General features: G+C 63.3%; 23 protein-coding genes. 13 read left to right on the top strand and 10 right to left on the bottom strand.

The features are described from left to right. The first annotated feature begins 289 nt into the window (after positions 1-289). The 5 genes from DDE76_RS14925 (at position 290) to DDE76_RS14905 (ending at position 8081) form a co-directional block, all read left to right on the top strand. Entirely contained in the window at positions 290-3037 is a 2748-nt protein-coding gene (locus DDE76_RS14925; RefSeq protein ID WP_104891895.1) for a sensor histidine kinase, read from the top strand. Between the two features lie 70 nt (positions 3038-3107). Then, a complete protein-coding gene (locus DDE76_RS14920; protein ID WP_104894738.1) occupies positions 3108-4586 on the top strand; it encodes an ABC transporter substrate-binding protein in 1479 nt (492 codons plus the stop codon). A gap of 141 nt (positions 4587-4727) precedes the next feature. Then, positions 4728-5678 (top strand): ABC transporter permease, encoded by a 951-nt coding sequence (locus tag DDE76_RS14915; protein ID WP_104891896.1) that lies wholly within the window; start codon positions 4728-4730, stop codon positions 5676-5678. Next, positions 5675-6523 carry an ABC transporter permease gene (locus DDE76_RS14910; RefSeq protein ID WP_104891897.1) on the top strand — a complete coding sequence of 283 codons (849 nt, stop codon included), beginning with the start codon at positions 5675-5677 and terminating at the stop codon, positions 6521-6523. The genes DDE76_RS14915 and DDE76_RS14910 overlap by 4 nt, the downstream gene beginning before the upstream one ends. Beyond that, a complete protein-coding gene (locus DDE76_RS14905; RefSeq protein ID WP_104891898.1) occupies positions 6510-8081 on the top strand; it encodes a dipeptide ABC transporter ATP-binding protein in 1572 nt (523 codons plus the stop codon). The genes DDE76_RS14910 and DDE76_RS14905 overlap by 14 nt, the downstream gene beginning before the upstream one ends. Before the next feature lie 10 nt (positions 8082-8091). On the opposite strand, the gene DDE76_RS14900 is transcribed toward DDE76_RS14905, so the two are convergent. From DDE76_RS14900 to DDE76_RS14870, 7 genes are all read right to left on the bottom strand, one after another. After that, positions 8092-8673: a UPF0149 family protein gene (locus DDE76_RS14900; protein ID WP_104891899.1), complete on the bottom strand. Its 582-nt coding sequence runs from the start codon at positions 8671-8673 to the stop codon at positions 8092-8094. Positions 8674-8718: 45 nt separating this feature from the next. Further along, entirely contained in the window at positions 8719-10032 is a 1314-nt protein-coding gene (locus tag DDE76_RS14895; RefSeq protein ID WP_104891900.1) for a GH1 family beta-glucosidase, read from the bottom strand. A 123-nt stretch (positions 10033-10155) separates the two neighbouring features. Further along, positions 10156-11214, bottom strand: a complete 1059-nt coding sequence (locus DDE76_RS14890) for an Mrp/NBP35 family ATP-binding protein (RefSeq protein WP_104891901.1) — start codon at positions 11212-11214, stop codon at positions 10156-10158. Positions 11215-11289: 75 nt separating this feature from the next. After that, complete coding sequence (fsa, locus tag DDE76_RS14885) at positions 11290-11943, bottom strand: fructose-6-phosphate aldolase (RefSeq protein ID WP_104891902.1); 654 nt, start codon at positions 11941-11943, stop codon at positions 11290-11292. 81 nt (positions 11944-12024) lie between these two features. Further along, positions 12025-13209, bottom strand: coding sequence for an amino acid aminotransferase (locus tag DDE76_RS14880; protein WP_104891903.1), 1185 nt, complete (start codon positions 13207-13209; stop codon positions 12025-12027). A 69-nt stretch (positions 13210-13278) separates the two neighbouring features. Next, positions 13279-14202 (bottom strand): electron transfer flavoprotein subunit alpha/FixB family protein, encoded by a 924-nt coding sequence (locus tag DDE76_RS14875; protein WP_104891904.1) that lies wholly within the window; start codon positions 14200-14202, stop codon positions 13279-13281. Then, entirely contained in the window at positions 14202-14960 is a 759-nt protein-coding gene (locus DDE76_RS14870; RefSeq protein ID WP_104891905.1) for an electron transfer flavoprotein subunit beta/FixA family protein, read from the bottom strand. Before DDE76_RS14870 ends, DDE76_RS14875 begins: the two co-directional genes overlap by 1 nt. Before the next feature lie 212 nt (positions 14961-15172). On the opposite strand from DDE76_RS14870, the gene DDE76_RS14865 reads away from it, so the two are divergent. From DDE76_RS14865 to DDE76_RS14855, 3 genes are all read left to right on the top strand, one after another. After that, positions 15173-16339 (top strand): M20 aminoacylase family protein, encoded by a 1167-nt coding sequence (locus tag DDE76_RS14865; RefSeq protein WP_104891906.1) that lies wholly within the window; start codon positions 15173-15175, stop codon positions 16337-16339. Positions 16340-16407: 68 nt separating this feature from the next. After that, entirely contained in the window at positions 16408-17478 is a 1071-nt protein-coding gene (locus DDE76_RS14860) for an AbrB family transcriptional regulator (RefSeq protein WP_104891907.1), read from the top strand. Positions 17479-17512: 34 nt separating this feature from the next. Further along, positions 17513-17812, top strand: coding sequence for a hypothetical protein (locus DDE76_RS14855; protein ID WP_104891908.1), 300 nt, complete (start codon positions 17513-17515; stop codon positions 17810-17812). Between the two features lie 71 nt (positions 17813-17883). Here DDE76_RS14855 and DDE76_RS14850 read toward each other — a convergent pair whose 3' ends face one another. Then, on the bottom strand, positions 17884-19518 hold the full coding sequence (locus DDE76_RS14850) for an alpha-glucosidase family protein (protein ID WP_104894739.1): 1635 nt from the start codon (positions 19516-19518) through the stop codon (positions 17884-17886). A gap of 109 nt (positions 19519-19627) precedes the next feature. Between DDE76_RS14850 and DDE76_RS14845 the strand changes: the two genes are divergently transcribed. Together DDE76_RS14845 and DDE76_RS14840 are read left to right on the top strand one after the other, a co-directional pair. Then, positions 19628-20092, top strand: a complete 465-nt coding sequence (locus DDE76_RS14845) for a GNAT family N-acetyltransferase (protein ID WP_157955838.1) — start codon at positions 19628-19630, stop codon at positions 20090-20092. Between the two features lie 47 nt (positions 20093-20139). Then, the gene (locus tag DDE76_RS14840) at positions 20140-20478 is read left to right on the top strand and encodes a cupin domain-containing protein (RefSeq protein ID WP_104891910.1); all 339 of its coding nucleotides are present in this window, start codon (positions 20140-20142) and stop codon (positions 20476-20478) included. Positions 20479-20555: 77 nt separating this feature from the next. Here the strand turns inward: DDE76_RS14840 and DDE76_RS14835 are convergent, their stop codons facing one another. After that, on the bottom strand, positions 20556-21485 hold the full coding sequence (locus tag DDE76_RS14835) for a 2-hydroxyacid dehydrogenase (protein WP_104891911.1): 930 nt from the start codon (positions 21483-21485) through the stop codon (positions 20556-20558). Between the two features lie 286 nt (positions 21486-21771). Here DDE76_RS14835 and DDE76_RS14830 point away from each other — a divergent pair, with 286 nt between their 5' ends. Genes DDE76_RS14830 through DDE76_RS14820 form a run of 3 tightly spaced genes read left to right on the top strand, consistent with a single transcriptional unit; the run spans position 21772 to position 24950 of the window. Continuing rightward, complete coding sequence (locus tag DDE76_RS14830; RefSeq protein ID WP_104891912.1) at positions 21772-23193, top strand: circularly permuted type 2 ATP-grasp protein; 1422 nt, start codon at positions 21772-21774, stop codon at positions 23191-23193. Between the two features lie 2 nt (positions 23194-23195). Beyond that, positions 23196-24140 carry an alpha-E domain-containing protein gene (locus DDE76_RS14825; protein WP_104891913.1) on the top strand — a complete coding sequence of 315 codons (945 nt, stop codon included), beginning with the start codon at positions 23196-23198 and terminating at the stop codon, positions 24138-24140. Positions 24141-24143: 3 nt separating this feature from the next. Further along, a complete protein-coding gene (locus DDE76_RS14820; protein WP_104891914.1) occupies positions 24144-24950 on the top strand; it encodes a transglutaminase family protein in 807 nt (268 codons plus the stop codon). A 25-nt stretch (positions 24951-24975) separates the two neighbouring features. Here the strand turns inward: DDE76_RS14820 and DDE76_RS14815 are convergent, their stop codons facing one another. Then, positions 24976-25911, bottom strand: coding sequence for an AEC family transporter (locus DDE76_RS14815; protein WP_104891915.1), 936 nt, complete (start codon positions 25909-25911; stop codon positions 24976-24978). Positions 25912-25968: the final 57 nt, after the last annotated feature.

Here is a 25968-nt window from a genome sequence, read left to right as displayed (position 1 = left end):
GGCTCCGAAAGCGGGCGGAACATAGGTCGAGATGGCCGAGATGACAAGCACCGATTTTGCGCTGTGGACAGTGCCGCAAAAATGCCCCCGCCAGGGCAAATTTTGTGGGCCGGCGTGACCAATCCTTAGGAAAGGGCACTTAACCATGGTCCGTGATTGGCCCCATGCCGCCTGCCGCCGGGGTGGATTCGCCCGCCGCTGCACTATATTGAAGAACACTTAAGGAACTTCGGACGTTTGTACCGGAATGGCACAAATCAACGGGGTCGCGACCAGACAAAGGCAGTCCATGGATGACCGCTGGAACACATTGCCAGATGCGCGGCGCGTGCAGCAGCATGAGGATGATTCACGCCCGGCATGGCTCTGGTCCCAGGATGGCCGCAGGCTGATCTGGTCCAATCCGGCGGCCGATCTGTTCCTGGCGAAGGTCAAGAAGCACGGCCTCAAGCGTCCGGCGCCCGCCGTGCCGATCAAGGGACAGATTGCGCGCATTATCCGGCTCGGCTCGACCGGCCGGACGAGCCTGGCGCGCATCCAGTTCCTGGCCGGGGACAAGCCGGCCTCGGCCACCTGCGCCACGACGCCGCTGCGCTGGGACAATAATGAGCCGGTCCTGCTGATCGTCGGCGTCGACCCCATTGCCCAAGAGGTGATCGCGGCAGCGCGGGCCGATACGGACGCGGCAGACCCAGACAGCGTCGCGCCTGCCCAGGCAGCGGCGGAGGCCATGAAGCCGGTGCAGGCAGAGCCTGCCGCTGATGAACCGGCTGATACAGCGCAGGCGCAAGAAGAAGTCGTGGCCGCTCAGGCGGTGCCGGAGGACAGCATCGTCGCAGAGCCGACTGATGCAGACGCCGTGATCGAAGCCGATGAGGCCGCGCCGGAAACAGAAGGCGGGATGGCCCCTATTGCTGCGGACGAGGCCTATGCCCACGAGCTACAGAGCTGGCAGGACAGCGATGCCGAGATCGCCTATGAGCCGGCTGAACCGCATCGCCCCGACCCTGAGATCGACAATCCGGAAAGCTGGTCTGATCCGCAGGACGGCGCTTCGACCGAGGATGACGGCGCTGAGCCGCGCCCGATGCCAAGCATTTTCGAGGCGATCGCGGCCGTGTCGGACGAGCAGAGGCTGCAGGACGCGGATAATGACGACGCGCATGCGGGCGATGACGACACCGAAGCAGGAGACGCGCCGGAGGTGCCCGAGGCATTGCGGGGCGTTTCGCGCCGGCTGAGTGACCTGGTGGAAAAGCTGGCCGATGACGAGGCGCTTTATGCGCCTTTGAGCGAAGAAGACGACATGCCGCCGTTTGCGGCCGACCTGGCCCCCGCCGGACCGCCTGTCGAGGCGCCGGGGCGCCAATACTACAAAATTACCGGCCGTGGCTTTACCCCACTGGAAGAGGGTGACACCGAGCCGACGGAGAGTGCCTCGGAGACCGATGCGCAGCCCGACCCCGAGACAGTGGAACGGGTGTCGCGCTATAATTTCGACGAGCTGTCGCGCATTCTCAATGACCGGGTGGGCGAACGGGGCCAGACCAGTACTGGACCGGCGGAGCCGGCACTGCCGACCGTAAAGGGGGCAAGCGGGTCTGGTGCGCTGATCAATCTGGGCGGCGAAACGCTGGTCCTCAATCGTTTGCCGCTGGGCATTCTGGTGTTCCGCGACCAGCAGGTGCTGTTTGCCAACCGCGCCATTACCGAAATGGTGGGCTATGAGTCGGTGGACAGTCTGCGCCAGGCCGGGCTGGGCGCGATCTTCCCGGTGCTGGGTGGCGAAGGACAGGAGGCCGGGCCGGTCAACCACCTGGTGCAGCGCGACGGCACGCTGGTGCCGGTGACCGCGCGACTGCAGTCGATCTCCTGGCATGGCCGCCCTGCCCTGATGCTCTCGGCCAGCACCACCGAAGTGCGCACGGGCCATGAAGATGCGGTGAAGGCCTTTGCACAGACCTTTGCCGAAATTCGCGGCGACGGCTTCGTCGAGGCCAATCGCAATGGCATGGTAAGTGCGGCCAGCGCAGCCGCCACATCAATGCTGGGCGAAAGCAAGGCTTTGACCGGGCGGCCGCTATCGGCGCTGGTCGGGCAGGACGACGCAGTGGCGTTGCGGGCGTTTCTGGAGCGGCCGGCGCGCTTTGCCGAAACCGCCCGCCCCTGCCTGACATTGCGCTCGGCCGATGGAAGGGCGGATATCCTGTTGTTTGCACTGGGCCAGGCCGGGGTTGTTTCGGGCTATTTCGGCCTGGTCAAGCCGCGCGAGATGAGCCCGGCGCGGGTCAGGTCGGCCAGCGATATCGACCCGGCGTTGCTGGGCCGGATCAGCCGCGGGGTGCGCCGCCCGCTCAATACGATCATCGGCTTTTCCGACATCATCCGGTCCAAGGCCTTTGGCGAACTCGATAGCGAGCGCTACGCCGCCTATGCCGACGATATCGGCCAGGCAGGCCAGGAAATAGCGGCGCTGGTGGATGAGCTGGACGATTACGCACGATTGCGCGATGGGCGCTATCTGCCGCAGCGCGCGAGCCTGGACCTGACGGACCTGCTCGAGCAATGCGTGCTGCGCATTCGAAGCCAGGCCAATGGCGCCCGGGTGATCGTGCGCAATGCGATTTCGGAGATGCTGCCGCGGATCACGGCTGACCGGGCCTCGCTGGCGCAGGCGGTGCTAAACCTGTTGGCCAGCGCCATCGACCAGACCCCGATGGGGGGCGCAGTGGTGATTTCGGCGCAGCGCAATGATGACGGCTCAATCGCCATTCACGTGCGCGATGCCTCGGTCAATGCGGTGGACATGGCCGAGCGCTTCGTGGTGTTCCGCGATGGCGTGGGGCGCGAGGGGCAAGTGCTGGCGCCGGTGCGTTCGAGCGTGGGCCTGGCGCTGACGCGAGCGCTGCTGGCGGTCAATGCGGTATCGCTTTCGGTGGACCCGGCCGGGCCCGAGGGCATGCTGTTCACGCTCAGAATACCGGCTGATCTGGTCGATGAGCGGCCATTGATCGAAAATGCCGAGGAAGCCGAGTAGCCCCCGCTACGCAAGGGCGCGCACTTCCTCTATAGCTAGGAACCATCTGGCCACGATGGAGGAGACCACCATGACTGCACGCAACACACTGGCGCTGACGGTGGCGGGCCTGCTGCTGATGGCCGGGCCGGTTCTGGCCCAGCCCACCGAAATCCGCATCGGCGTGGCGCTGGAGCCCCCTGCCCTGGACCCCACGGCCGGGGCGGCGGAAGCCATCGATGTGGTGGTGTACCAGAATGTGTTCGAGGGGCTGGTGCGGATCGACCAGACCGGGGCGGTGCAGCCGGGGCTGGCAGAGAGCTGGACCATTTCGGACGACGGGTTGACCTATCGGTTTGCGCTTAACGAGGGCGTGACCTTCCATGACGGCACGGCTTTTGATGCCGAGGACGTCAAGTTCACCTTTGACCGGCTGTTGGCCGAAGACAGCGTGAACGCCCAAAAGGCGCTTTACGAACCGATCTCGGCGGTGACCGTGATCGACCCGATGACGGTGGAATTTACGCTGTCGCGGCCGGACGGGCTGTTCCTGTTCAATCTGGGCCGGGGCGATGCGGTGATCGTGGCGCCGGAAAGTGCAGAGAACAACGGTGCAGAGCCGATTGGCACCGGCCCCTTCGCCTTTATCCAGTGGGATCGCGGCAGCCGCGTGGTGCTGGAGCAATATGGCCCCTATTGGGGCGAGGCGCCGGCCCTGACCCGCGCGAGCTTCGTGTTCATCTCGGACACGGCGACGCTGACCAATGCATTGCTGGCCGGCGATGTGGACGGCACGAATAATTTCGCCGCCGAGGCGCTGGCCGTGTTCGAGAACAATGTGCAGTTCAAGGTGCTGGTGGGGTCGACCGAGGGCGAGACCATTCTATCGACCAATAACCGGAAAGAGCCCTTCACAGATCTCAAGGTGCGCCAGGCCATGGCGCATGCGCTGGACCGGCAGGAGATCATTGATGGGGCAACCTATGGCTATGGCGTGCCGATCGGCACCCATTTCGCACCGCACCACCCCTATTATCTCGACCTGACCGACACCTATCCGCATGACATCGAGGCGGCCAAAACGCTGCTGGCCGAGGCGGGATATGCGGACGGGTTTTCCGCCACGCTGAAGCTGCCGCCGGTGGCCTATGCGCGCCTGTCGGGCCAGATCATTGCCAGCCAGTTCGCCGAAGTGGGGATCGACCTTGAGCTGATCAACATGGAATGGGCGCAGTGGCTGGAAGATGTGTTTGCCAACAAGGACTTCGACCTGACCATCATCAGCCATGTGGAGCCGTTCGATATTGGCATCTATGCCAACCCCGACTACTACTTCGGCTATGACAACCCTGAAGTTCAGGCCCTCAACGAGACGCTCAATGCCACAACGGACGAGGCCGAACGCCTGGCGCTGGCACAGGAGATCCAGACCATTATCGCCCGCGATGCGGTTAATGGGTATATGTTCGAGCTGGCCCAGACCGGAGTGTGGAACGCCAAGCTGGACGGCATGTGGCAAAACGCGCCCGTGGAAGGCGTGGTGCTGCGCGACATTCACTGGGTGGAATAACTTTATCTCCACCCAACCCTCCCACCTGACCTTCCCCCCGTGGGGGCAGGGACTGGCTGTCGTGCGCCGTGGATTTCAGGTGCGACCGCGCAAGCGCCCCTCCCCCTGGCGGGGGGAGGCCGGGTGGGGGTCGACTTTGACATGACCTTTTTTCTCGTCCGCCGCATGGCCGGGTTTGCGGCGACGCTGTTCATCGCGGCGCTGGTGATCTTCCTGTTGCTCGACCTGTTGCCGGGCGATCCGGCGCGGTTCATCCTGGGGATCAATGCCACGCCGGAGGCGGTTGCCGCGCTGCGCACGCAGATGGGGCTCGATGCGCCGGCGCATGAGCGGTTCCTGGCCTGGGTCGGTGGCATGCTGGTGGGCGATTTCGGGCTCTCGACCACGCAGCGCCTGCCGGTTGCCGAGCTGATTGCCGAACGGATGGCGGTGACGCTGCCGCTGTCGCTGATCGCCATGGTGGTGTCGGTGGTGGTCGGGCTGCCGATTGGCATATTGGCGGCGATGCGGCGGGGCAAGGCGACCGATACGGCGCTGATGGTTTTGGCGCAGACCGGGGTGGCCATTCCCAACTTCTGGTTCGGCATGCTGCTCACGCTGGTGTTTGCGGTGACGCTGCGCTGGCTGCCGACGGGCGGGTTCATTCCCTGGGACGAGGATGCGGGTGCGGCCATGCGCGGGATGATCCTACCGGGGCTGGCGCTGGCCCTGCCGCAGGCCTCGATCCTGGCGCGGGTGATGCGCACGGCGCTGGTCGATGTGACCGAACAGGATTTCATCCGCACGGCGCGCGCCAAGGGCATGACCAAATCCGAGGCGATCTGGCGCCACGGCGTGCGCAATGCGCTGTTGCCGGTCTTGACCATTCTGGGGCTGCAATTCGCCTATCTCATCGCCGGGACAATCATTGTGGAAAATGTGTTCTACCTGCCGGGGCTGGGGCGGCTGATTTTCACCGCCATTTCCGAGCGAGACCTGGTGCTGGTGCGCGGCGCGACCATTGTGCTGGTGGTGGTGACCACCGCCACCATGCTGGTGGTCGATCTGGCCTATGCCTTTGTCGACCCGCGGCTGAAGGGGCGTGAGGCATGAACTGGCAACTTTTGGGGCGGCATCCGAGCCTGGTCGTCGGGCTCCTGGCAGCAGTGCTGTTTGCCCTGCTGGGCCTGGTGTCGCTGTGGTGGACGCCGTTCCCCATCGAACAGATCAGCATTGCCCGGCGCTTTCTGGGGCCAGTGGCCGAGCATTGGCTGGGCACGGATCATTTGGGGCGCGACATACTTTCGCTGGTGATGCGCGGGACGCTAACCAGCTTCGTGGTGGCAGGGCTGGGCGTGATCATCGGGATCGGCGTGGGCGTACCGTTGGGGCTGGCTGCAGTGGCCTGGGGCGGCATTGTGGAATGGCTGGTGCTGCGCCTGTCGGACATTACCTTTGCCTTTCCGGCGGTGATCGTGGCCATTCTGATCGCGGCGCTGTTCGGACCGGGCGAGATCAACGCGGTCATCGCCATCGGGATCTTCAATATTCCGGTATTTGCGCGGGTGGCGCGGGGCGGCGCGCTGGCCATTGCCACGCAGGATTATGTGGCTGCAGCGCGGCTGGCGGGGCTGGGGAATGCGGCGATTGCCGCGCGGCATCTGCTGCCCAACATCATGAGCCTTCTCATCGTACAGGGCACGATCCAGCTTTCGCTGGGGATCCTGGCGGAGGCGGGCCTCTCCTATATCGGGCTGGGCACGCAGCCGCCGGCGACGAGCCTGGGGCTGATGCTGCGCGATGCGCAGAGCCTTTTCCTGATCCACCCCTGGCTGAGCGTGGTGCCGGGGCTGACCATCGTGCTGATCGTGATTGCGCTCAATATTGCCGGTGATGGGCTGCGCGATGCGATCGACCCGCGACTGCGCCATGAAGGATTGAACCATGGCGCTGGTTGAGATCGATCACCTGACGATCGGGTTTGATGGGCACGCGGCGGTGTCGGACCTATCCTTGCGCATCGCACGCGGGGATCGGTTCGGGATCATCGGAGAGAGCGGCTCGGGCAAATCGTTGACGGCCCTCTCGATTGCCGGCCTGCTGCCGGAGGCGGCGCAGGTGTCGGGACGCATCGCGTTTGACGGGACGCCGCTGCCGGACAATGAGCGGGCAATGGCGCGCCTGAGGGGCAAGCGCATCGGCATGGTGTTTCAGGAGCCGATGACAGCGCTCAACCCGCTGATGACAATTGGCGAGCAGATCGAGGAAGCCATCAACCTGGCCGGCATTTCCGAAGTGATGCCGCTGGCCCTGCCCGATCTGCTCGATGAGGTGGGACTGGCCCCCGGGCATGTGGGGCGGTTTCCGCACCAGCTCTCGGGCGGGCAGCGGCAGCGCGCGATGATCGCCATTGCGCTGGCCAGCCAGCCCGAACTGATGATTGCAGATGAGCCGACCTCGGCGCTCGATGCCATTACCCAGCGCACCGTGCTCGACCTGATTGCCGAGATCTGCAAGCGGCGGCACATGACGCTGTTGTTCATCAGCCATGACATTCGGGCCGTGGCGGCGCTGTGCGACCGGGTCGGGGTGATGCGCGCGGGCGAGCTGGTCGAACAGGGCGAGACCGGCGACGTGTTCAGAGCGCCCCAGGCCGACTATACGCGTAAGCTGCTGGCGGCCAGCCGGATGCAGCGGCGGGACAGGCCAGCCGCGGCGGCGCGTGTCGACGGTGCGCCCTTGCTGCGCGTCGAGAGTGTCAACCGGGTCTATCGCCATGGGGGGCTGTGGCCCTGGCGCGACGCCCCGGTCCGCGCCGTGGATGGCGTTACGCTTAATATCGTGGCGGGCGAATGTGTCGCTCTGGTGGGTCCGTCCGGCTGTGGCAAGACGACATTGGCGCGGATGATCGTTGGGCTGGACGATGTCAGCGCGGGGCAATTGGTGTTCGATGGGGCGGCCTATCGTGGCCGGAACCTGCCGCCGCTGTTGCGTGCCGGCCTGTCGCTGGTGTTCCAGGACCCGTTCAGCAGTTTTGACCCACGCATGACAATCGGCGACTCGCTGGGCGAGCCGCTGCATCTGCTGGGCCGCCTGTCGCGGGACGAGCACGACGCGCGGCTGGCAGAGGCCATCGAGGCCGTTGGTCTGAGCGTGACGATGCTGGAGCGCTATCCGCATGAATTTTCCGGCGGACAGCGTCAGCGCCTGGCCATTGCCCGCGCCCTGGTGACCCGGCCACGCCTGGTGGTGCTGGATGAACCGGTTTCGGCGCTCGATGTCTCGGTGCGCGGCGATGTGCTGAACCTATTATCGCGGCTGCAGGAAGAGCATGGCCTGACCTATCTCATCATCAGCCACGATCTCGACATGGTCGCTGCGATGGCTGACCGGGTGCTGGTGATGGAGAAGGGGAAAATCGTGGAAGAAGGCGCGCCGCAGAGCCTTTTCGCTGCCCCACAGCACAGCCTTACCAAGGCCCTGATGGCGGCGCGGCTGCCTGAAATAGCCGCCTGAAATCGGCTCTTCAGTTCGGCTTGTGCAACTGGTGGAGCAGGACTGCAGTTCGGGCGATGATCATGGGCATGGCCTCGTGCATCTCGTCAAACTCGGCCCATTCCTCGTCGCCGGCCGTATCGTCGGGCCTGGTATCGGGCTGGGCCAGCATCAGGGCGGATGCCAATCCCATTGCGGCTTCGCCCCGGATATCGCTCTCGGTGTCGCGCAACAGATCGTCCCAGGCCTCGAAGCGCAACAGCATGGCCTGCTGGAAGCCGGCGATCCACACCTCCCAGATGATGTCGTCGCTCTCCTCATCGACCTCGAACAGCGGCGCATAGGCGTCGGCGGCCAGTTCGGCATTGATTTCGTCGAGGCGCGCCTCGATCAGGGTGGCGATTTCCTCGCTACCGCTGCGCAGGACGCCGCGTTCGTCGGTCAGCCAGTCAAAGGGCCACCATTCGCTGCTGGCGATGGGCTCGGGACCAACCGCCAGGCAACAGAGAAACCCATCCAGCTCGGCAAGCAGCATGGACTGATCCCCAGCCTCATCGAGAAGCTGTTCGAGCCGAAGCAGCGACGGCGAGAGTTCGGCGTATTCTTGTTCCATTGCAAAGGGCCCAGGCTGGTATCAATCAGCCTGAACCCTACAGGATCAGCGCGCGTTGTGCAGCAGCCCCTGGAACGCCCGATAGCTGGACTTGGGCGTGCGCTTCTGGGTTTGGTAATCGACATGGACGAGACCGAAGCGCTTGTTGTAGCCCTCGGCCCATTCGTAATTGTCGAGCAGTGACCAGGCAAAGTAGCCCCGCACATCAGCGCCGGCCTGGCGCGCGGCGAGCACGGCCTTGAGGTGGTCCTCGTAGTATTTGGTGCGGCGCGGATCGTTGTCGCCCTCGACTTCGGCCATGCCGTTCTCGGTGACGTAAATCGGCAGCTTGGTGTAGTCGTTGGACACGCGGACCAGGAGATCGGTGAGGCCCTGGGGGTAGATTTCCCAGCCGATATCGGTCTTTTCCAGCGGCCCCTTGACCTGCTCGGCCGGCCGGCCGGGTTCGGAGGAGGCCTGGTAGAGGCCACGGGTGTAGTAGTTGATGCCCAGCCAATCGAGCGGGCGGGAGACCACGGCCATGTCGCCCTGATAATTGGCCGGCAGATAGGGCGCCAGCCAGTCGGTCATTTCCCTGGGGTACTGGCCCTTGAGGACACCGCCGAGATACCAGCGATTGAACACGGCATCACCAAAGTTGGCGGCAGATTTGTCCGCCTCGCTGTCGCTGGCCGGTTCGGATTTTTCGAGATTGAGCACGATGCCGAGATTCTTCGCGCCGGCCGTGCGGAGCGCGTCGATGGCCGTACCGTGGGCAAAGAGCACGTGATGCATGGCGCGGGCGGCGGCGCGCAGATCACGATAGCCGGGGGCATGCACGCCGAGGAAATGGCTGAGAAAGGCGACGCACCAGGGCTCGTTGATGGTAGCGGTGGCTTCGAGCCGGTCACCGAATTTTTGGGCGACGAGCGTGGCATAGTCGGCGAACCAGTTGGCAATATCGCGGTTCATCCAGCCGCCGCGATCCTGCAGGGTCGAGGGCAGGTCCCAATGGTAGAGGGTGGCATAGGGCTTGATGCCGCGCTCGAGCATACCGTCGATCAGGCGATCATAGAAATCGATGCCGGCCTGGTTGACGGCACCGGTGCCCTCGGGGATGAGGCGCGGCCAGGCGAAGGAGAAGCGATAGGCATCGAACCCGCCATCGCGGATGAGGTCGAGATCCTGCGGCCAGAGCTCATAATGATTGCAGGCGTCACGGCCCGTATCACCATTGTGCACATTGCCGGGCGTGGCCGCAAAGGTGTCCCAGATGGACGAGCCGCGACCGTCCCCCTGCCCGCCTTCGATCTGATAGGCAGCGGTAGCCACGCCAAAGGTGAAATCGGAGCCGAAATCGCGGCGATCAAACGAGAACATATCCCCTCCATGCGGACATTTAGCCCTTATGGGGAAGGCCGATAACATTCACGCGGGAGGTTATGCAATCGATTTCAGCAATCGATATAAATGGTGTACGTGCCTCAGAACGCCAGCGTCTGGCTACGCCAAGGTGGCGACCAGACGTCGGGCGATCGTGCGGTAGGCATTGGCCTCCGCGCCGTCGGGCGCGGTAACCAGTGGGGGGGTGCCGGCGTCCGAGCCTTCGCGGATCGACATGACCAGCGGGACCGGGCCAAGAAAGGGAATTTCGAGGCGTTCCGCGGCCTTTTCGGCGCCACCGGTGCCGAAAATATCATAGCGATTGCCGGTGTCCGGGGCGATGAAGTAGCTCATGTTCTCGACCAGGCCCAGGACGGGCACGGACATGCGGCGCAGCATGTCGATGGCCTTTTGCGCGTCGATCAGCGCGAGATCCTGCGGGGTCGAGACGATGACCACGCCATCGACAATGGTCTGCTGGAAGAGAGCGATGTGGATGTCGCCTGTGCCGGGGGGCAGATCGATAATGAGGCAGTCGAGCCCGCCCCAATCGGTTTCGCGCAGGAGCTGGCGCAGGCCGGAGGTGGCCATGGGGCCGCGCCAAACCACGGCCTGGCCGGGCACCAGCATGGAGCCGATGGACATGACCTTCAAGCCGAAGGCGTCGTGCGGGGTAAAAATGCCATCGTCGCGAATGGCAGGCTTGCCCTCGATGCCAAGCAGCTTGGGGATGGAGGGGCCATAAAGATCGGCGTCAAGCACGCCGACCTTGAGGCCTTCGGCGGCCAGCGAGAGGGCGATGTTGACGGCGGTGGTCGACTTGCCCACGCCACCCTTGCCGGAGCCGACGGCGATGATGCGCTTGACGCCATCGACCCGCGTTTTGCCCTGCGGCTGGGCCGCGCCATGGCCGAATTTGGGGGCATTGGATTTTTCGGCGGTCAGCGAGACCATGACCTTGCGGGTGCCGCCCAGCGCCTGGGCGCGCTTCTGAGCTTCCTCGCGCGCCGGGCCGAAGGCAGCCTCCATGCCGGGCGCCACGGCAATGGCGAAGGCAATGGCGCCGGGGGTGACGATGACGTCGGAAAGGCCGCCATAGCTGGCCAGGTCACCGCCGCCGGGAATTTCGACGTCGGCCAGGGCAGTCTTGATCCGGGCGGCGAGATCGGTGTCGGCCATGCGCATTTCCAAAAAAGAAAAGACCCCACCCCGAACTTATCGAAGGGCGGGGTCTGAAAGCGGAGCGAAAGCCCTTTACAGGATCGACTGGCCGGTGGCCTTCCAATCCTTGAGGAAGCCTTCGATGCCCTTGTCGGTCAGCGGGTGCAGGGCCAGCTTCTTGATGACATCGGGCGGGATGGTGGCCACATCGGCACCGGCAAGGGCCGCCTGGGTGACGTGGTTGGCCGAACGGATCGAGGCGGCCAGGATCTGGGTCTCGAACTGGTAGTTGTCGTAGATGGTGCGGATGGACTCGATCAGTTCCATGCCGTCGATATTGATGTCGTCGAGGCGGCCGATGAAGGGCGAGATATATGTCGCGCCGGCCTTGGCGGCGAGCAGGGCCTGATTGGCTGCAAAGCAGAGGGTGACGTTGGTCTTGACGCCCTTTTCCTTGAAATACTTGGTGGCCTTGAGGCCGGCCATGGTCAGGGGCAGCTTGATCACGACATTGGAGGCGATCTTGGCCAGGGTTTCGCCCTCGGCAACCATGCCGTCATATTCCAGCGATGCTACTTCGGCCGAAACCGGGCCGGGCACGATGGCACAGATCTCAGCAATGACTTCCTTGAAGTCGCGGCCGGACTTGGCGATCAGCGACGGGTTGGTGGTCACACCGTCGAGCAGCCCGGTATCATGAAGCTCCTTGATGGCGGCGGTATCTGCAGTGTCGACGAAGAACTTCATCGTTCCCTCCTAAAAACTCGAATTCTGTCTGGCGCTTAGACCAGATGTAGACATGGCCGCGGGTTGCCGCAAGCCACTGGATCAGCGAATGGCGGCCAAAACGGCTTCGGCCAGATCGCCAACGCGATCTTCCGGGATGCCGGCAACATTGATGCGACTGTCCGAAGTCATATAGACCCCGTTTTCGGCCTTAAGATGATCAACCGCCTCGACCGAGAGGCCGAGCAGCGAAAACATGCCACGGTGATCGGCGATAAAGTCAAAATCGCTTGAGTTGGACCGCTCACGAATGGCGGCGGCCAGCTTTTCGCGCAGCACGATCATGCGATTGCGCATGTCGGCCAGCTCGGCTTCCCATTCAGCGCGCAATTCGGCGTCCTCGAGAATGGTGCGGATGATCTCGGCACCATGATCGGGCGGCTGGGAATAGGCACCGCGGATGATGTTGAGGAGCTGGGAATTGGTCACATCGGCCTGCTCGCCGTCGCGGGCAACCAGAACGGCGGCGCCGATGCGCTCACGATAAAGCCCGAAATTCTTCGAGCCGGAAAAGGCGATCAGCGCTTCGGGGACCGAGGCAAGGACCTTGCGGGTGCCATAGGCATCGGGCTCGATACCATCGCCGAAGCCGAGATAGGCCAGATCGATGAAGGGCAGCGCGCCGGTTCGGGCGAGGCTTGCAGCCACCTGGTCCCACTGCTCGTTGTTGAGATTGGCGCCTGTGGGGTTGTGGCAGCAACCATGCAGCAGCACGACATCATCAGGGCCGAGCTTGTCCAGCGCGGCCAACATCTCATCGACCTTCACCGCGCGGGTTTCGGGATCGAAATATGGGTAGGTGGCAACCTTGAGGCCCGAGCCAATGACGATGGGATTGTGGTTGGCCCAGGTCGGATCGGAAACATGGACCGTGGCGCCGGGACGGGCGCGATTGACCAGTTGCATCAGCACCCAGAGCGAACCAGTGCCACCAGGGGCCTGGGCGATGCGGACGCGAGCGCGGTCTACGCTATCGGCCAGCACAAGATCGAGCACGGCGGCGCCGAAGCCCTTATTGCCGGCAATGCCGAGATAGGATTTGGTCTTCTCGTTCGAAAGCATAAGCTGTTCGGCCTTGCGGACCGAGGACATGATCGGCGTTACGCCTTTTTCGTCCTTATAGACGCCGACGCCGAGGTCGATCTTGGTGGGGCGGGAGTCGGCAGCGTATTCGCCCATGAGCGCCAGAATCTTGTCGCCAGGGGCCTTGGAGAGGGTTTCGAACATTTTTTCCGAAGATCCGGTGAGAAGGCGCGGCCTTTATAGGCCGCACAGGAATTTTTGCAAATTGGCGGGCTAGCGTCTGACGCCCGATTTCTCCAGTTCCGCCGTTAGTTGCGGCAGGATTTCGAAGAGATCGCCGATCAGCGCCACATCGGCAATCTTGACCAGAGGGGCTTCAGGATCGGTGTTGATGGCGATGATCTTCCTGGCGCCCTGAATGCCGGCGAGATGCTGCAGCGCCCCGGAAATGCCGACGGCAATATAGAGATCGGGGGCAATGATCTTGCCCGTCTGGCCGACCTGCCAGTCATTGGGAGCATAACCAGCGTCGACGGCAGCGCGGGTGGCGCCGATTGCCGCGCCAAGCGTCTTGCCGAGGGCTTCGACCAGCTTGAAGCCTTCCGCCGAGCCGACCGAGACGCCGCCGCCAACCACGATCTGCGCGGTGGCCAGATCGGGGATGTCGCTCTGGGTGCGATGGGCGGCGATGAAACGGGCTGCGGAGGCGATATCGGTATCGAGCGTTTCAACCGGTGCCGCGTTGTCCGACGCCGCCGGGCGGAAGGCCGAGGCGCGGAAGGTCAGCACATGCTTTTGTTGCGGGTCGGTGACGGTTTCGAGTGCGTTGCCGGCATAGATGGGGCGGACGAAGCGATTGGCGCCCTCGATAGCGACGATGTCGGTGACCGGCTGGATATCGAGCCGGGCGGCAAGGCGCGGCATCACATCCTTGCCAGTGGTCGAGGCGGAGGCGGCAATGATGGTGTAACCTTCGGCCAGTCCGGCCAGCAGGTTGGCCAGGCCGTCGGCCAGCAGGGCCTGCTTGGCGTGGATGACCTTGGCGACGCCAGCGATTGCCGTGGCTTGATCGGCAGCGGCGCGGGGACCGGGGACCAGAAGATCGACCGGGCCGAGCTGAGCCGCGGCGGCGACGGTCCGCGCGGTGGCGGCCGAGAGGGTGCCATCGTCGAGCTCGGCGAGAAGCAGAACGCTCATCAGATCGCCTCCATCTCGTTGACATCGGCGGCGATGATGGCGGCCAGTTCGGTCACCGAGTTCACCGTGGCGCCGGCGGCCCGTTCGGGCGGGGGCGAGACCTTTTCAACCGCGAGGCGCGGGGTGAGGTCGACGCCGAATTCGGTCGCCGGACGTATGGCCAGCGGCTTGGAGCGCGCCTTCATCACCATGGGCAGGGCAGCGTTGCGCGGCGTGTTGAGGCGCAGATCGGCAGTGACGATGGCGGGCAGCGGCAGACCAATCGTTTCGCGGCCCGAATCCACTTCACGGGTGACTTCGAGCGCCGTGCCGTCGAGCTTGATTTCGGAGGCGAAGGTGGCCTGGGGCCGGTCGGTCAGGGCGGCCAGCATCTGGCCGACATGATTGCTGTCATCATCCACCGCCTGCTTGCCGAGCAGGACCAGGTCGGGCTGCTCCTCCGCGACCACCCTGGCCAGGAGCTTGGCAATGGCCAGGGTTTCGAGCGGCTGATCGGTTTCGACGAGAATGCCGCGATGCGCGCCCATGGCCAGGGCCGTCAGGATGACATCATTGGCCGGTTTGGGGCCGATGGAGACAATGACGATCTCGTCTGCCGCCCCTGCCTCTGCCAGTTGCACGGCCGCTTCCACGGCATGCTTGCAGAACGGGTTCATGGACATGCGCACGCCACTTGTCTCGACGCCCGACCCATCGGGCCGAACCCGAATGCGGACATTGTGATCGACCACGCGTTTGACCGCGACGAGAATTTTCATAGCCAACCTTTTCTGGGCAATCCCCGGGAGTTGGCGGCTTTCTGACAAAAAGGCCCGAAAGGAGCAAGGCGCGGCGGGGGAATATCGGTTCGGTCTGGCGCGAAATGTTGGAAAGAGGTGCCCACGTGTTCCGGCGCGACATGGTGTAGAGTTGACTGCCGGGGCCCGGACGGAGACATTGCGCCCTCTTTTCCCGAGTCCCGGATTGTTGCATGCCCGTTCTCAACCGCGTCGCCGAATTCCAGCCCGAAATCGCCGCCTGGCGGCAGGACTTTCATGCCCACCCTGAACTGCTGTTTGATGTGCATCGGACGGCCGGCATCGTGGCGGACAAGCTCAGGGCATTCGGCTGCGACGAGGTGGTGACCGGAATAGGGGAAACGGGCGTTGTCGCCGTCATTAATGGCCGCGGCACGGGCAATCGGATGATCGGGCTGCGCGCCGATATGGACGCCCTGCCGATGACCGAAAAGACCGGGCTGCCGCATGCCTCCACCCATCAGGGCCGGATGCATGCCTGCGGCCATGACGGGCACACCGCCATGTTGCTGGGTGCGGCGAAATATCTGGCCGAAACGCGCAATTTCGACGGGCGCGTGGCGCTGATCTTCCAGCCGGCAGAAGAGGGCGGCGGTGGCGGCAAGGTGATGCTAGATGACGGCCTGTTGGACAGGTTCGACATCGCCGAAGTCTATGGCATGCACAATTGGCCGGGCATGCCGGTGGGAACATTCGGCATTCGCAGCGGCGGCATCATGGCGGCCACCGACCGGTTCTACATCGATATTGTCGGCAAAGGCGGGCATGCGGCGCGGCCCCACGCCACGATCGACCCGATCATCGTTGCCGCCCAGATGGTGACGGCGCTGCAGACGATTGTGTCGCGCAATCTCGATCCGCTGCAGAGCGCGGTGCTCAGCGTCACCATGGTCGAGGCCGGCGAGGCAGACAATGTGATTTCGCGCACCGCCAAGATCACCGGCACGGTGCGGACGCTGGATGGCGGGGTGCAGGACTTCATCGAGACGCGGCTGGCCGAGTTTGTCCCGCAATTCGCCCGCAGCTTTGGGGCCGAGGCCAGCGTACGCTATGCGCGCGGCTACCCAGTGACGGTCAATGCGCCCGAGCAGACCGAGTTTGCCGCCTCGGTGGCACGCGACGTAGTCGGCGCCGGTCAGGTCGACGCCGAAGCAGAACCCTCCATGGGCGGTGAGGATTTCTCCTTCATGCTCAATGAGCGACCCGGCGCCTATATTTTCCTGGGCAATGGGGATTCGACCGAGCTGCATACCGATACCTATGACTTCAATGACGAAGCCATTCCGGTGGGCGTGAGCTATTGGGTGCGGCTGGTGGAAAAGGCGCTGCCCCTGGCGTAGGCACGCCGGGTTGATCGGAAAGATCAAGCTTTTGCGCGAACGGCGGATCGTCTAAGGCTGGCAGCACCATGCCAGCCTTTTCCGTTTCTTCCCGAACCATCTTTTGTGTCCTCCTGACCCTCGCCGTTTCCGCGGCGGGCGGCGGTATCGCCATGCTGCTCGGACTGCCCGCCGGCTGGCTGATGGGCGGGGCGCTGGCCGTGACCATTGCGGCGATGGCCGGGGCCCCCATGATGCTGCCCGATGGTCTGCGCAATGTGGTGTTCGTGCTGATCGGCATGTCGATGGGGGCCAGCGTGGCGCCGGACAGCCTGCAATTGCTGGGGAGCTGGCCAATATCGCTGGCCGCGCTGGCAATCGAACTGGTGATTATCGTGGCCACGACCGGCTGGATGCTGACCAAGGTGTTCAAGCTCGATCCGGGCACGGCCTATCTCAGTTCGTTTCCGGGGCATTTGAGCTTTGTCATGGGCATTGCCGCCACGGGCATCGGCAATGCCCGACAGATCGTGATCATCCAGGTCATCCGCATTCTGATGCTGACCATTGCCGTGCCGATTGGTGCGGTGTTCCTGCCGATCGACCATTTCGCGACCCAGACGGCATCGGAATTTCTCAGCCCGCTGCAACTGACGCTGCTGGCTGCAGTCTGCGTGGCGGCGGGGCTGATCTTCATGCGGCTCAAGGTGCCGGCCGGCATGGTGCTGGGCGCCATGGCGGCAGCTACGGCGGCCAAGCTGGGCGGGCTCTATACAGAGGCAATGCCGACCCCGCTGGTGGTTGCAACCTTTGTGCTGACCGGAGCGCTGATCGGGTCGCGTTTCGTGGGGATCACGCGCACGGAGTTCATGGCCGCAGCCAAGGGCGGGCTGATCGCAACCGCGATGACCGTCAGCGTTGTCACGGTGATGGCGCTGGGCGTCGCGCAATTGGTGGACATGCCGTTCGGACAGATCTGGCTGGGCCTGTCGCCGGGCGCCCTTGAGGGCATGGGCGCGCTTGGCATTGCGCTGGGCTATGACACCGCATTCATTGCCGCCCACCATGTCATCCGGCTGCTGCTGCTCAGTTTTGCCATTCCGGCCGTTGCAATAATGGTGCGGCGCATTGGGCCACAGGCGCAAGACGGCCACAATTGAGCGGCATGAAATTCGAGCAAAGGAGATTGCAGTGATGATCCGAATTGTTACGCCAGTCCTGCTTGTCCTCGCCCTTTGCGGCACGGCCCAGGCATCTACCGCGCAATGCCTGGCCAACCGGCCGGGCGTGAGCATTTCCTTCGGGGTGACCCTGGGAGACAAGTTCAGCGAAAGCGACCAGAACGAATTTAACCTGATGCGGCTGCGCCGCATGGGCGTGGATGCCACCCGCGCCGAAATGTGGGGCGGATGCATCCGTGCATTCGTGCGCACACCCAGCGGGGAGGAAATGCAGTTCTTCCACCCCCAATCGTTTGAGCGCGTGTATATGTGAGCCGAGCTGCCAGAACGGCGGGAGTGGCAGCGTCATCCACGCTGCCCAAAACGTGGTTCCCTAGCGTAACCCTAGCGCGCCTTGTAGCCCACCCTGCCCTCTCCGACCGGTGCGGGAAGAACAGCGAAACCATTTGGCCCGAGTTGCAGTGATGCCCCTTCGAGCGTGGCATTGTGGCTGACCGGTTCGAGCGACGGTTTCATTTTTGACAGCTTCACCACGCGCGGCTCGGCCGAGAGGTTGAAGACGCAGATCAGATCCTGGTCCTCGCCCGAGCGGCGATAGGCGAGCACCGGCTCGTCGCATTTGAAAAAGGCGATGTCACCGGTAATCAGCGCCGGGTGCGTTTTGCGCCAGGCCAGCAGCGTCCGATAGGCATTGAGGGTGGAGTCCGGGTCGGCTTCCTGCACATCCACGCTCAAGGCAGATTGTGCCGGTTTGACCGGAAGCCAGGGCGTGCCGGTGGTAAAGCCGGCATGGGGCAGATCGCGTTGCCAAGGCATTGGCGTGCGGCAGCCATCGCGCCCCTTGTCCTCGGGCCAGAAGCGGATGCCGCGTGGATCGGTCAGCTCATCATAAAGAATATCGGCTTCGGGCAGGCCCAGTTCCTCGCCCTGATAAAGGCCGGCCGATCCCTTGAGCGTCAGCACCAGCGCGGCAGCCTGCCGGGACAGATCGGCCGGTGACACGGCATGGGGGGCCCAGCGCGTCATGTGGCGGATGACGTCGTGATTGGAAAAGCTCCAGCAGGGCCAGCCGGTTTCGCCATCGGCGAAAAAGCCTTCGACCTTGGAGCGGAAATGTTTGGCGGTGAATTTGGGGCCCAGGAAATCGAAGGAATAGCACTGGTGCAGCATGTCGGTGCCGGAGGTGTATTGCTTCATCAGTTCCACGCCCCGCTCATCATCGCCCACCTCGCCCACGGTGGTGGTGCCGGGATATTGATCGAGCAGTTTGCGGAGCTTCTTGAGCCAGGTCACATTCTCCGGCTGGCTCTTGGAGTATTTGTGGCTCTGCATGTCATAGGGGTTGGTCGCCGGCTTGCCCTTGAGGGATTTGAGCGGCGGATTGGAGCGCAATCTGGCGTCGTGGAAATAATAGTTCACGGTGTCGAGGCGGAAGCCATCGAGCCCGCGATCGAGCCAGAAGCGCATGATATCGAGCACCGCATCCTGCACCGCGGGATTATGGAAATTGAGGTCCGGCTGGGACGTCAGGAAGTTGTGCAGGTAATATTGCTTGCGCGAGGTGTGCCATTCCCAGGCCGAGCCGCCGAACACCGAAAGCCAGTTATTGGGCGGGGTGCCATCGGACCTGGCATCGGCCCAGACGTACCAGTCGGCCCTGGCGTTATCGCGCGAGACACTGGATTCGGCGAACCAGGGGTGCTCGTCGGAAGTGTGGCTGACAACCTGGTCCATGATGACCTTGAGACCCAGAGCATGGGCCTTGGTGATCAACTGGTCGAAGTCCTCCAGCGAGCCGAAGAGCGGATCGACCTGGGTGTAGTCGGACACGTCATAGCCCATATCGGCCTGGGGCGACTGGGTGATGGGTGAGAGCCAGATGCAGTCGACGCCGAGGCTGGCAATGTGGCCCAGCCGGTCGATGATGCCCGGCAAATCGCCCACGCCATCGCCATTGCTGTCCTGAAACGAGCGTGGATAGACCTGATAGATCACTCCGCCGCGCCACCAATCACTCATCATCTTGCTCCCTGGGACCGTTGGTCCGAATTTGTCACGCAAGGCTATCGGGTTCCGGGCGCGCTGTTAATCGGGCAAAATGCACGCTCGGATTGCGAAAGTCGACGACATGACGATCAGAACGGCCCTGCTGGCGGACCACGCCAATGCGATAAAGGCGATCGCGCGGTTGATGGAGGAGGAATGGTCCGATTGGTACCGGCCCGGATACGCCTCGGCCGCACAAGACCTGCAGGCGCGCATGCAACGTGATCGGCTGCCACTGGGCTTGGTGGCGCTGGCGGACGAGCAAGCGGTCGGGACCTGCGCTCTGACCGCCACCAGTGGCGGCCTCGAGACGGAGCGCACGCCATGGCTCGGTGGCTTGCTGGTGGCCCCGGCACATCGACGACGCGGCGTTGGCAAAGCGCTGTTGCAGAGATCACAGGAAGAGGCGGGGCGACTAGGCTTTGACCGGATTTATGCGCTCACGGCGGCGGCGCATGCCCTGTTTTTGCATGAAGGTTGGGAACTGGTCGAAACCATTATTCTCGATGATGAGCCGCATGGCATTTACGCCATTGCGACGGCCTGATGTCGAAGCCTGGGAGAGTGGCGCGTCGCAGAACAAAGGAGTTGCAGATGGCCCATATTATCCGCGCCGCCGAACGGCCGCCAAGCAGGAGCCGCACCATCAAATTCGAAGGCGAGGCCTATGGCACGCCGATTTCGTTTTTCGCCGTGGACAATGATCCGGGGGAAGGCCCGGTGCTGCACACGCATCCCTACCCCGAGACCTGGGTGGTGCGAAGCGGGCGGGCCGAAGTGGTGATCGGGGAAGACCGTTTCGAGGCGGGGCCGGGCGATATCGGGGTGGCCCCGGCCGGGGTGCCGCACAAGTTCACCAATCTGGGCCCCGAGCGACTGGATATCGTATGCATCCATGCGGCGGGGATGATGGAGCAGGTGGATCTGGAGTGAGGGGCTTCGCCATGTAGCGCCGGCCCGGTTCTTCTCCCCACTGGGGAGAAGACTATGACGCGCCGCCCGCAAAAGGATCACACCACCGCTGAAATCAGCGGCTCACCGGCGAAGTGTTTTTCGAGATTGGCGACCAGCAGCGCGCCCATGGCGTCGCGGGTCTGGTGGGTGGCGCTGCCCTGATGGGGCGAGAGGACGACATTGTCGAGGGTGAGGAGTTCGGCGGGGACCTGGGGTTCGTGCTCGAAGACGTCGAGTGCCGCGCCGCCGAGGCCGCCGTTCTGCAGCAATTCGACCATGGCGGGTTCGTCGATCAACGTGCCGCGCGCGACATTGACGATGCGGCCTTCGGGGCCGAGGGCTTCAAGCACCTTGCGCGAAACGATGCCCTCAGTGCCCTTGCCGCCAGGCGCAATGACTACGAGCCAGTCACTGTCGCGGGCCATCTCTTCGAGATTGTCGTAGTAGATGTAGGGCACCGAGGGCTGGTAGTGGCGGCCATAATAGACCACGCGCATTTTCATGGCTTGGGCGCGGCTGGCGATTTCCTTGCCGATGCGGCCAAGGCCCAGAATGCCGACGGTCTTGCCGGTCAATTCGGAGAAGAGACCAAAATTGGCGCCGGGCCATTTGCCCTGACGCACGAACTGGTCCGACTGGGGAATGCGGCGGGCCATCGAAATCATCAGCCCGATGGTGAGTTCGGCGACAGCGTCGTTGAGCACGTCGGGCGTATTGGTGACGCGGATATTGCGGGCCTTGGCGGCAGCGGTGTCGATATTGTCGTAGCCGACGCCGAAGCTGGCGATAATCTCGAGATTGGGGAGCTTGTCCATCAGATCGGCCTGGACGCCTGAGCCGGCATGGGCGCGGATGCGCGGGCCATTCTCGGCCAGCCAGGCATCCTTGTCGGTCATCTCATGCAGCTTGTGCACGGTGTAACGGGCCGCAAGGGCCTCTTCGCAACTGGCAAGGAGAGAATGGGTCTGGAGGATTTCGATGGTCATGGCGACGTCCGAGATTGTGGCCCGAGGAGGCGCGGGCAAGATGCCCCCTGCCGGCTCTGCCAAGGCCCCTTGGGCCCGGCGGCGCTACCTTCCCCTCTGGGGGGAGGGTGACAGCGGGCCTGGGGATGTTGATTGCGCGCGAATGAGAGCACTTTATGCACCCGTTTCGCAAGCCAGAGCTGCACGAAAAAGCGGCATGGCAATGCTTTGAGCGTCTGGACGGCAGGTTTCAAACGTGTAGCAATGCAGAGGCGATTGGGAAGCCGCATTTCAGAAGCGGAGCAGAATGGGCGAGAAAACGCCATTTGACGAAATGTACAACCCGGATGGGTCGGTCCGCGAGCCCTATCGTGCGCTTGCCGAATGGCTGGCCGAGCAACCGGACAAGGGCCTGGCGCTGATGCAGACCGATGCGGAAGCGATCTTCCGCAAGCTGGGCATCACCTTTGCCGTTTACGGCTCGGATGAAGGCACCGAGAAGGTCATTCCCTTCGACGTCATCCCCCGTATCATCGCGGCCACTGAATGGCGGCGGCTCTCCAAGGGGATCGAGCAGCGGGTCAAGGCGCTCAACGCCTTTCTCTACGACATCTACCACCGCCAGGAGATCCTGAAAGCCGGGCGGATTCCGGAGAAGCTCATTTTGAACAATGAGGCCTTCTGCCCGCAGATGATGGGACTGGAGCCGGCCAAGGGCGTTTATGCCCATATCATCGGCGTAGACATCGTGCGGGTCGGGCCCGACGAGTTCTATGTGCTCGAAGACAATCTCCGGACCCCCTCGGGCGTCAGCTATATGCTGGAAGACCGCGAGGCGATGATGCTGCTGGCGCCGGATTTGTTTCATCGCTCAAAGGTAGCGCCGGTCGAGACCTATCCGGAAAACCTGCGGCGGACGCTTGAGAGCGTGGCTCCCGAAAGCGTGCGCGGCACGCCCAATATCGCGGTACTGACCCCGGGCATCTACAACTCGGCCTATTTCGAGCATTCGTTCCTGGCCGACCAGATGGGGGCCCAGCTCTGCGAGGGGCCGGACCTGTTCGTGGATGGCGGCAAGGTCTATATGCGCACCACATGCGGCCCCGAACAGGTCGATGTGATCTATCGGCGCATCGACGACGATTATCTCGACCCGCTGACCTTCCGGCCCGATTCGATGCTCGGGGTTCCGGGGCTGTTCGACGCCTACCGGGCGGGCAATGTGACCCTGGTCAATGCGCCGGGGACCGGGATTGCCGACGACAAGGCGGTCTATACCTATGTGCCGGACATCATCGAGTTCTACCTCGGGGAGAAGGCGCTGCTGTCGAATGTGCCGACCTATAATTGCACCGATGAGGACCAGCGCGCCTGGGTGCTGGAGAATATTGCCGATCTTGTGGTCAAGGAGGTCCATGGTTCGGGCGGCTATGGGATGATGGTCGGTCCGACGTCGACCAAGGCCATGCATGCCGAGTTCAGGAAAAAGATCGAGGCGCGCCCGGACAATTACATCGTGCAGCCGACGCTGAACCTGAGCACCTGTCCCACCCATATTTCGGGCGACGTGGCACCGCGCCATGTCGATCTCAGACCCTATGTGCTGATTGGCGATGAAGTGCGAATCACCCCGGGTGGGCTGACGCGGGTGGCACTTAAGAAAGGATCGCTGGTGGTGAATTCGTCCCAGGGTGGCGGGACGAAAGATACGTGGGTGCTGGAAGATTGAGAATGCTCGGACGTACCGCTGCCAATCTGTTCTGGCTCTCACGCTATGTGGAGCGAGCCGAGAATATGGCCCGCCTGCTCGAAGTGGGTTACCGCATGTCGCTGACCAGCCGCCGCGAAGGCGGGGCTAGCGAGCATCTGATTTCGATGATGCAGGCCGCCGAGGTGGATGAGGGATTCGACGCCAAGCATGAGGTGGCCGATGTCGATACGGTTGCCCACTACATGATGTTCGACCCGGACAATTCTTCGTCGGTCTATTCATGCCTGCAGGCGGCGCGGACCAATGCGCGCTCGGTGCGCACGGCCCTGACCGGGGACATGTGGGAAAGCATGAACGGGGCCTGGCTGGAGTTTTCCCAGATCAAGCCGCGCGACGTGCGGGGCGCCAAGCTGTTGGGCCTGCTGCAATGGGTGAAACAGCGCAGCCACGAATTCCGGGGCGCGCTGCTGGGCACCATTCTGCGCGATGACGGCTTCAATTTCCTGCAGGCGGGCAATTTCGTCGAGCGGGCGGACAATACCGCGCGTATTCTCGACATGAAATACTACGTGCTGCTGCCGCGCGCCACACAGGTAGGCGGGGATCTCGACATCCAGCAATGGACGCTGATCCTGCGCGCAGCCTCGGCGCATCGGGCCTATCGGCATGTCTATCACGACCGCTACAAGGCCCATAACATCGCCGACTTCCTGATCCTGCGGCCCGAAATGCCGCGTAGCCTGATCTATTGCGCCAATTTCGTGCAGCAGAACCTGGATAACCTGGCCAAGATCTATGGCCGCAAGGAGAAATGCCAGGAGGCGGCAGACAGCTTGCTCGCCCTGGTGGAAGGGGCCAGCATGGAAGCCATTTTCGCCGATGGATTGCACGAGTTCCTCAACGAGTTTATCGCCCGCAATAACCGGGTGACCGACACCCTGTCGGAATCGTATAACTTCTATTGAACCATGCGCATCGAGATTGACCATTCGCTGACCTGTTCGCTGCCACCCGGTGCGGCGGCGCTGGTGATGCATCTGATGCTGACCCCGCAGAGCGGACCGTCGCAGACTGTCGAAAGCTGGAGCGTGGAAGCGGCTGGCATCGGCAATGCCGGGAGGTTCCGCGACGGCTATGGCAATGCGGTGCATCTGGTGAACCAGACGCGGCCCGAAGGCGACATCACCATCGGCGCCCGCGGTATGGTTGTGACCCAGGACACCAATGGTGTGCTGGGCAAGATTGCGGGTGAGCCGGTGCCGTCATTGTACAAGCGGGTGACGGGGCTGACCCGAGCGCCCGTGACGCTTTATGGCAAGTATCGCTCGGCGAAGGACAGCCGGCTCGATGTGTTGCATGGGTTGATGGCGCGTGTCGGCGAGACGCTGGGCCTGCGCGAGGAAACCGAGCCGATGACGCAGATGCAGGCGACGGGCGAGCAGACGCAAAGCCAAAGCACGGAGCCGGGACCAGAGCTGCCGCCGACCGCCGATTATGTGCATCTGTTTATCGGTGCGGCGCGGGCGCTCGATATTCCGGCACGGTACGTTTGCGGTTACCTGGCGGCAGGCGAAGGGGTCGCCGGAGGGCTGCACGCCTGGGCGGAAGCCTATGACGACAAACTGGGTTGGATCGGTTTTGACGCGCAGAACCAGATCTGTCCTACCGAGCGCTACGTGCGGCTGGCGGTGGGGCTCGATGCCGAAAGCGCGTTGCCGCTGCGGACTGTGCCCGTGGGCGAGATCGTGCAGCGGGCGGCGGTAAAGGCTGTTTGAAGCCCTCTGCTGAAACGAGCTTTGGCTACAAGCTCAACACATAAAGCCAACCCGAAATCGTCAGGGCCGAGAGCACGGTGGCGATGAGGATGGTATTGGCGGCAACGCTGACGCCGCGATCGTAGAAGGTGGCAAACACATAGATGTTGATGCCCGAGGGCATGGCCGAAAGCAGGATGCCATAGCGGGCGATCTCCATGGGCACATGGAACACCCAGATCATCAGGCCATAGGCAATGGCCGGATGGATGACCAGCTTGATGAATGAGGCAACCAGAGCCTGCTGCCAATTGTCGGACAGCTTGAATTCATTGAGCGCGCCACCAATGCCGAACAAGGCTGCCGGCACCACGGCCTGCGCCATCATTCGGAAGAAGGCCGCGATCGGCTCAGCCAGTTCGACCCCGGAGATCGAGAGCGAAATACCGCCGGCGATGCCCCAGATCAGAGGATTTGAAACGACACGCCGCATGGCCAGCACCAGGGTAGCGCCAAGGGGCTGTGCATCGCGACGGGTGAGTTCCATGGTGACCATGGCAAGGGTCAGCAGGATGGCCCCATGCAGCCCGATGATCGACAGGGTGACCGGCAACGACCCATCGCCATAAGCCCGGCTCATGATCGGCAGGCCGACCAGGACGGTGTTGGTGAACATGGCTGAAAAACCGGCCGACACCGCCTCGCCTGGCCGATTGCCGAAGAAACGGCGCGCCACCACAATGCCGAGGACGAAGCAGACAATGGCACCGAAATAATAGGGCCCGATAATGCCGATATTGAAGGCGGCGCGGAAATCGCTGGTGCCGATGGAGTAGAACAGCAGGCAGGGGGTGGCGAAATTGTTGACGAAGCCGATAAGCGCCTTCACCCCGTCAGCCGGATAGAGCCCACGGTGTACGGCCAGGTAGCCCAATGCGATGAGCGCAAAAATGGGCGCGATAACGGCGAGTATGGAAAGCATCGGCCAGCAGTCCGGGCCAGAGGGAGGATATGCAAGCCCTAGCCTTGGGCGGAACCA

The organism is Devosia indica (assembly GCF_003056405.1).
GTDB lineage: Bacteria > Pseudomonadota > Alphaproteobacteria > Rhizobiales > Devosiaceae > Devosia > Devosia indica.
This window is presented reverse-complemented; position numbering and strand designations above follow the sequence as displayed.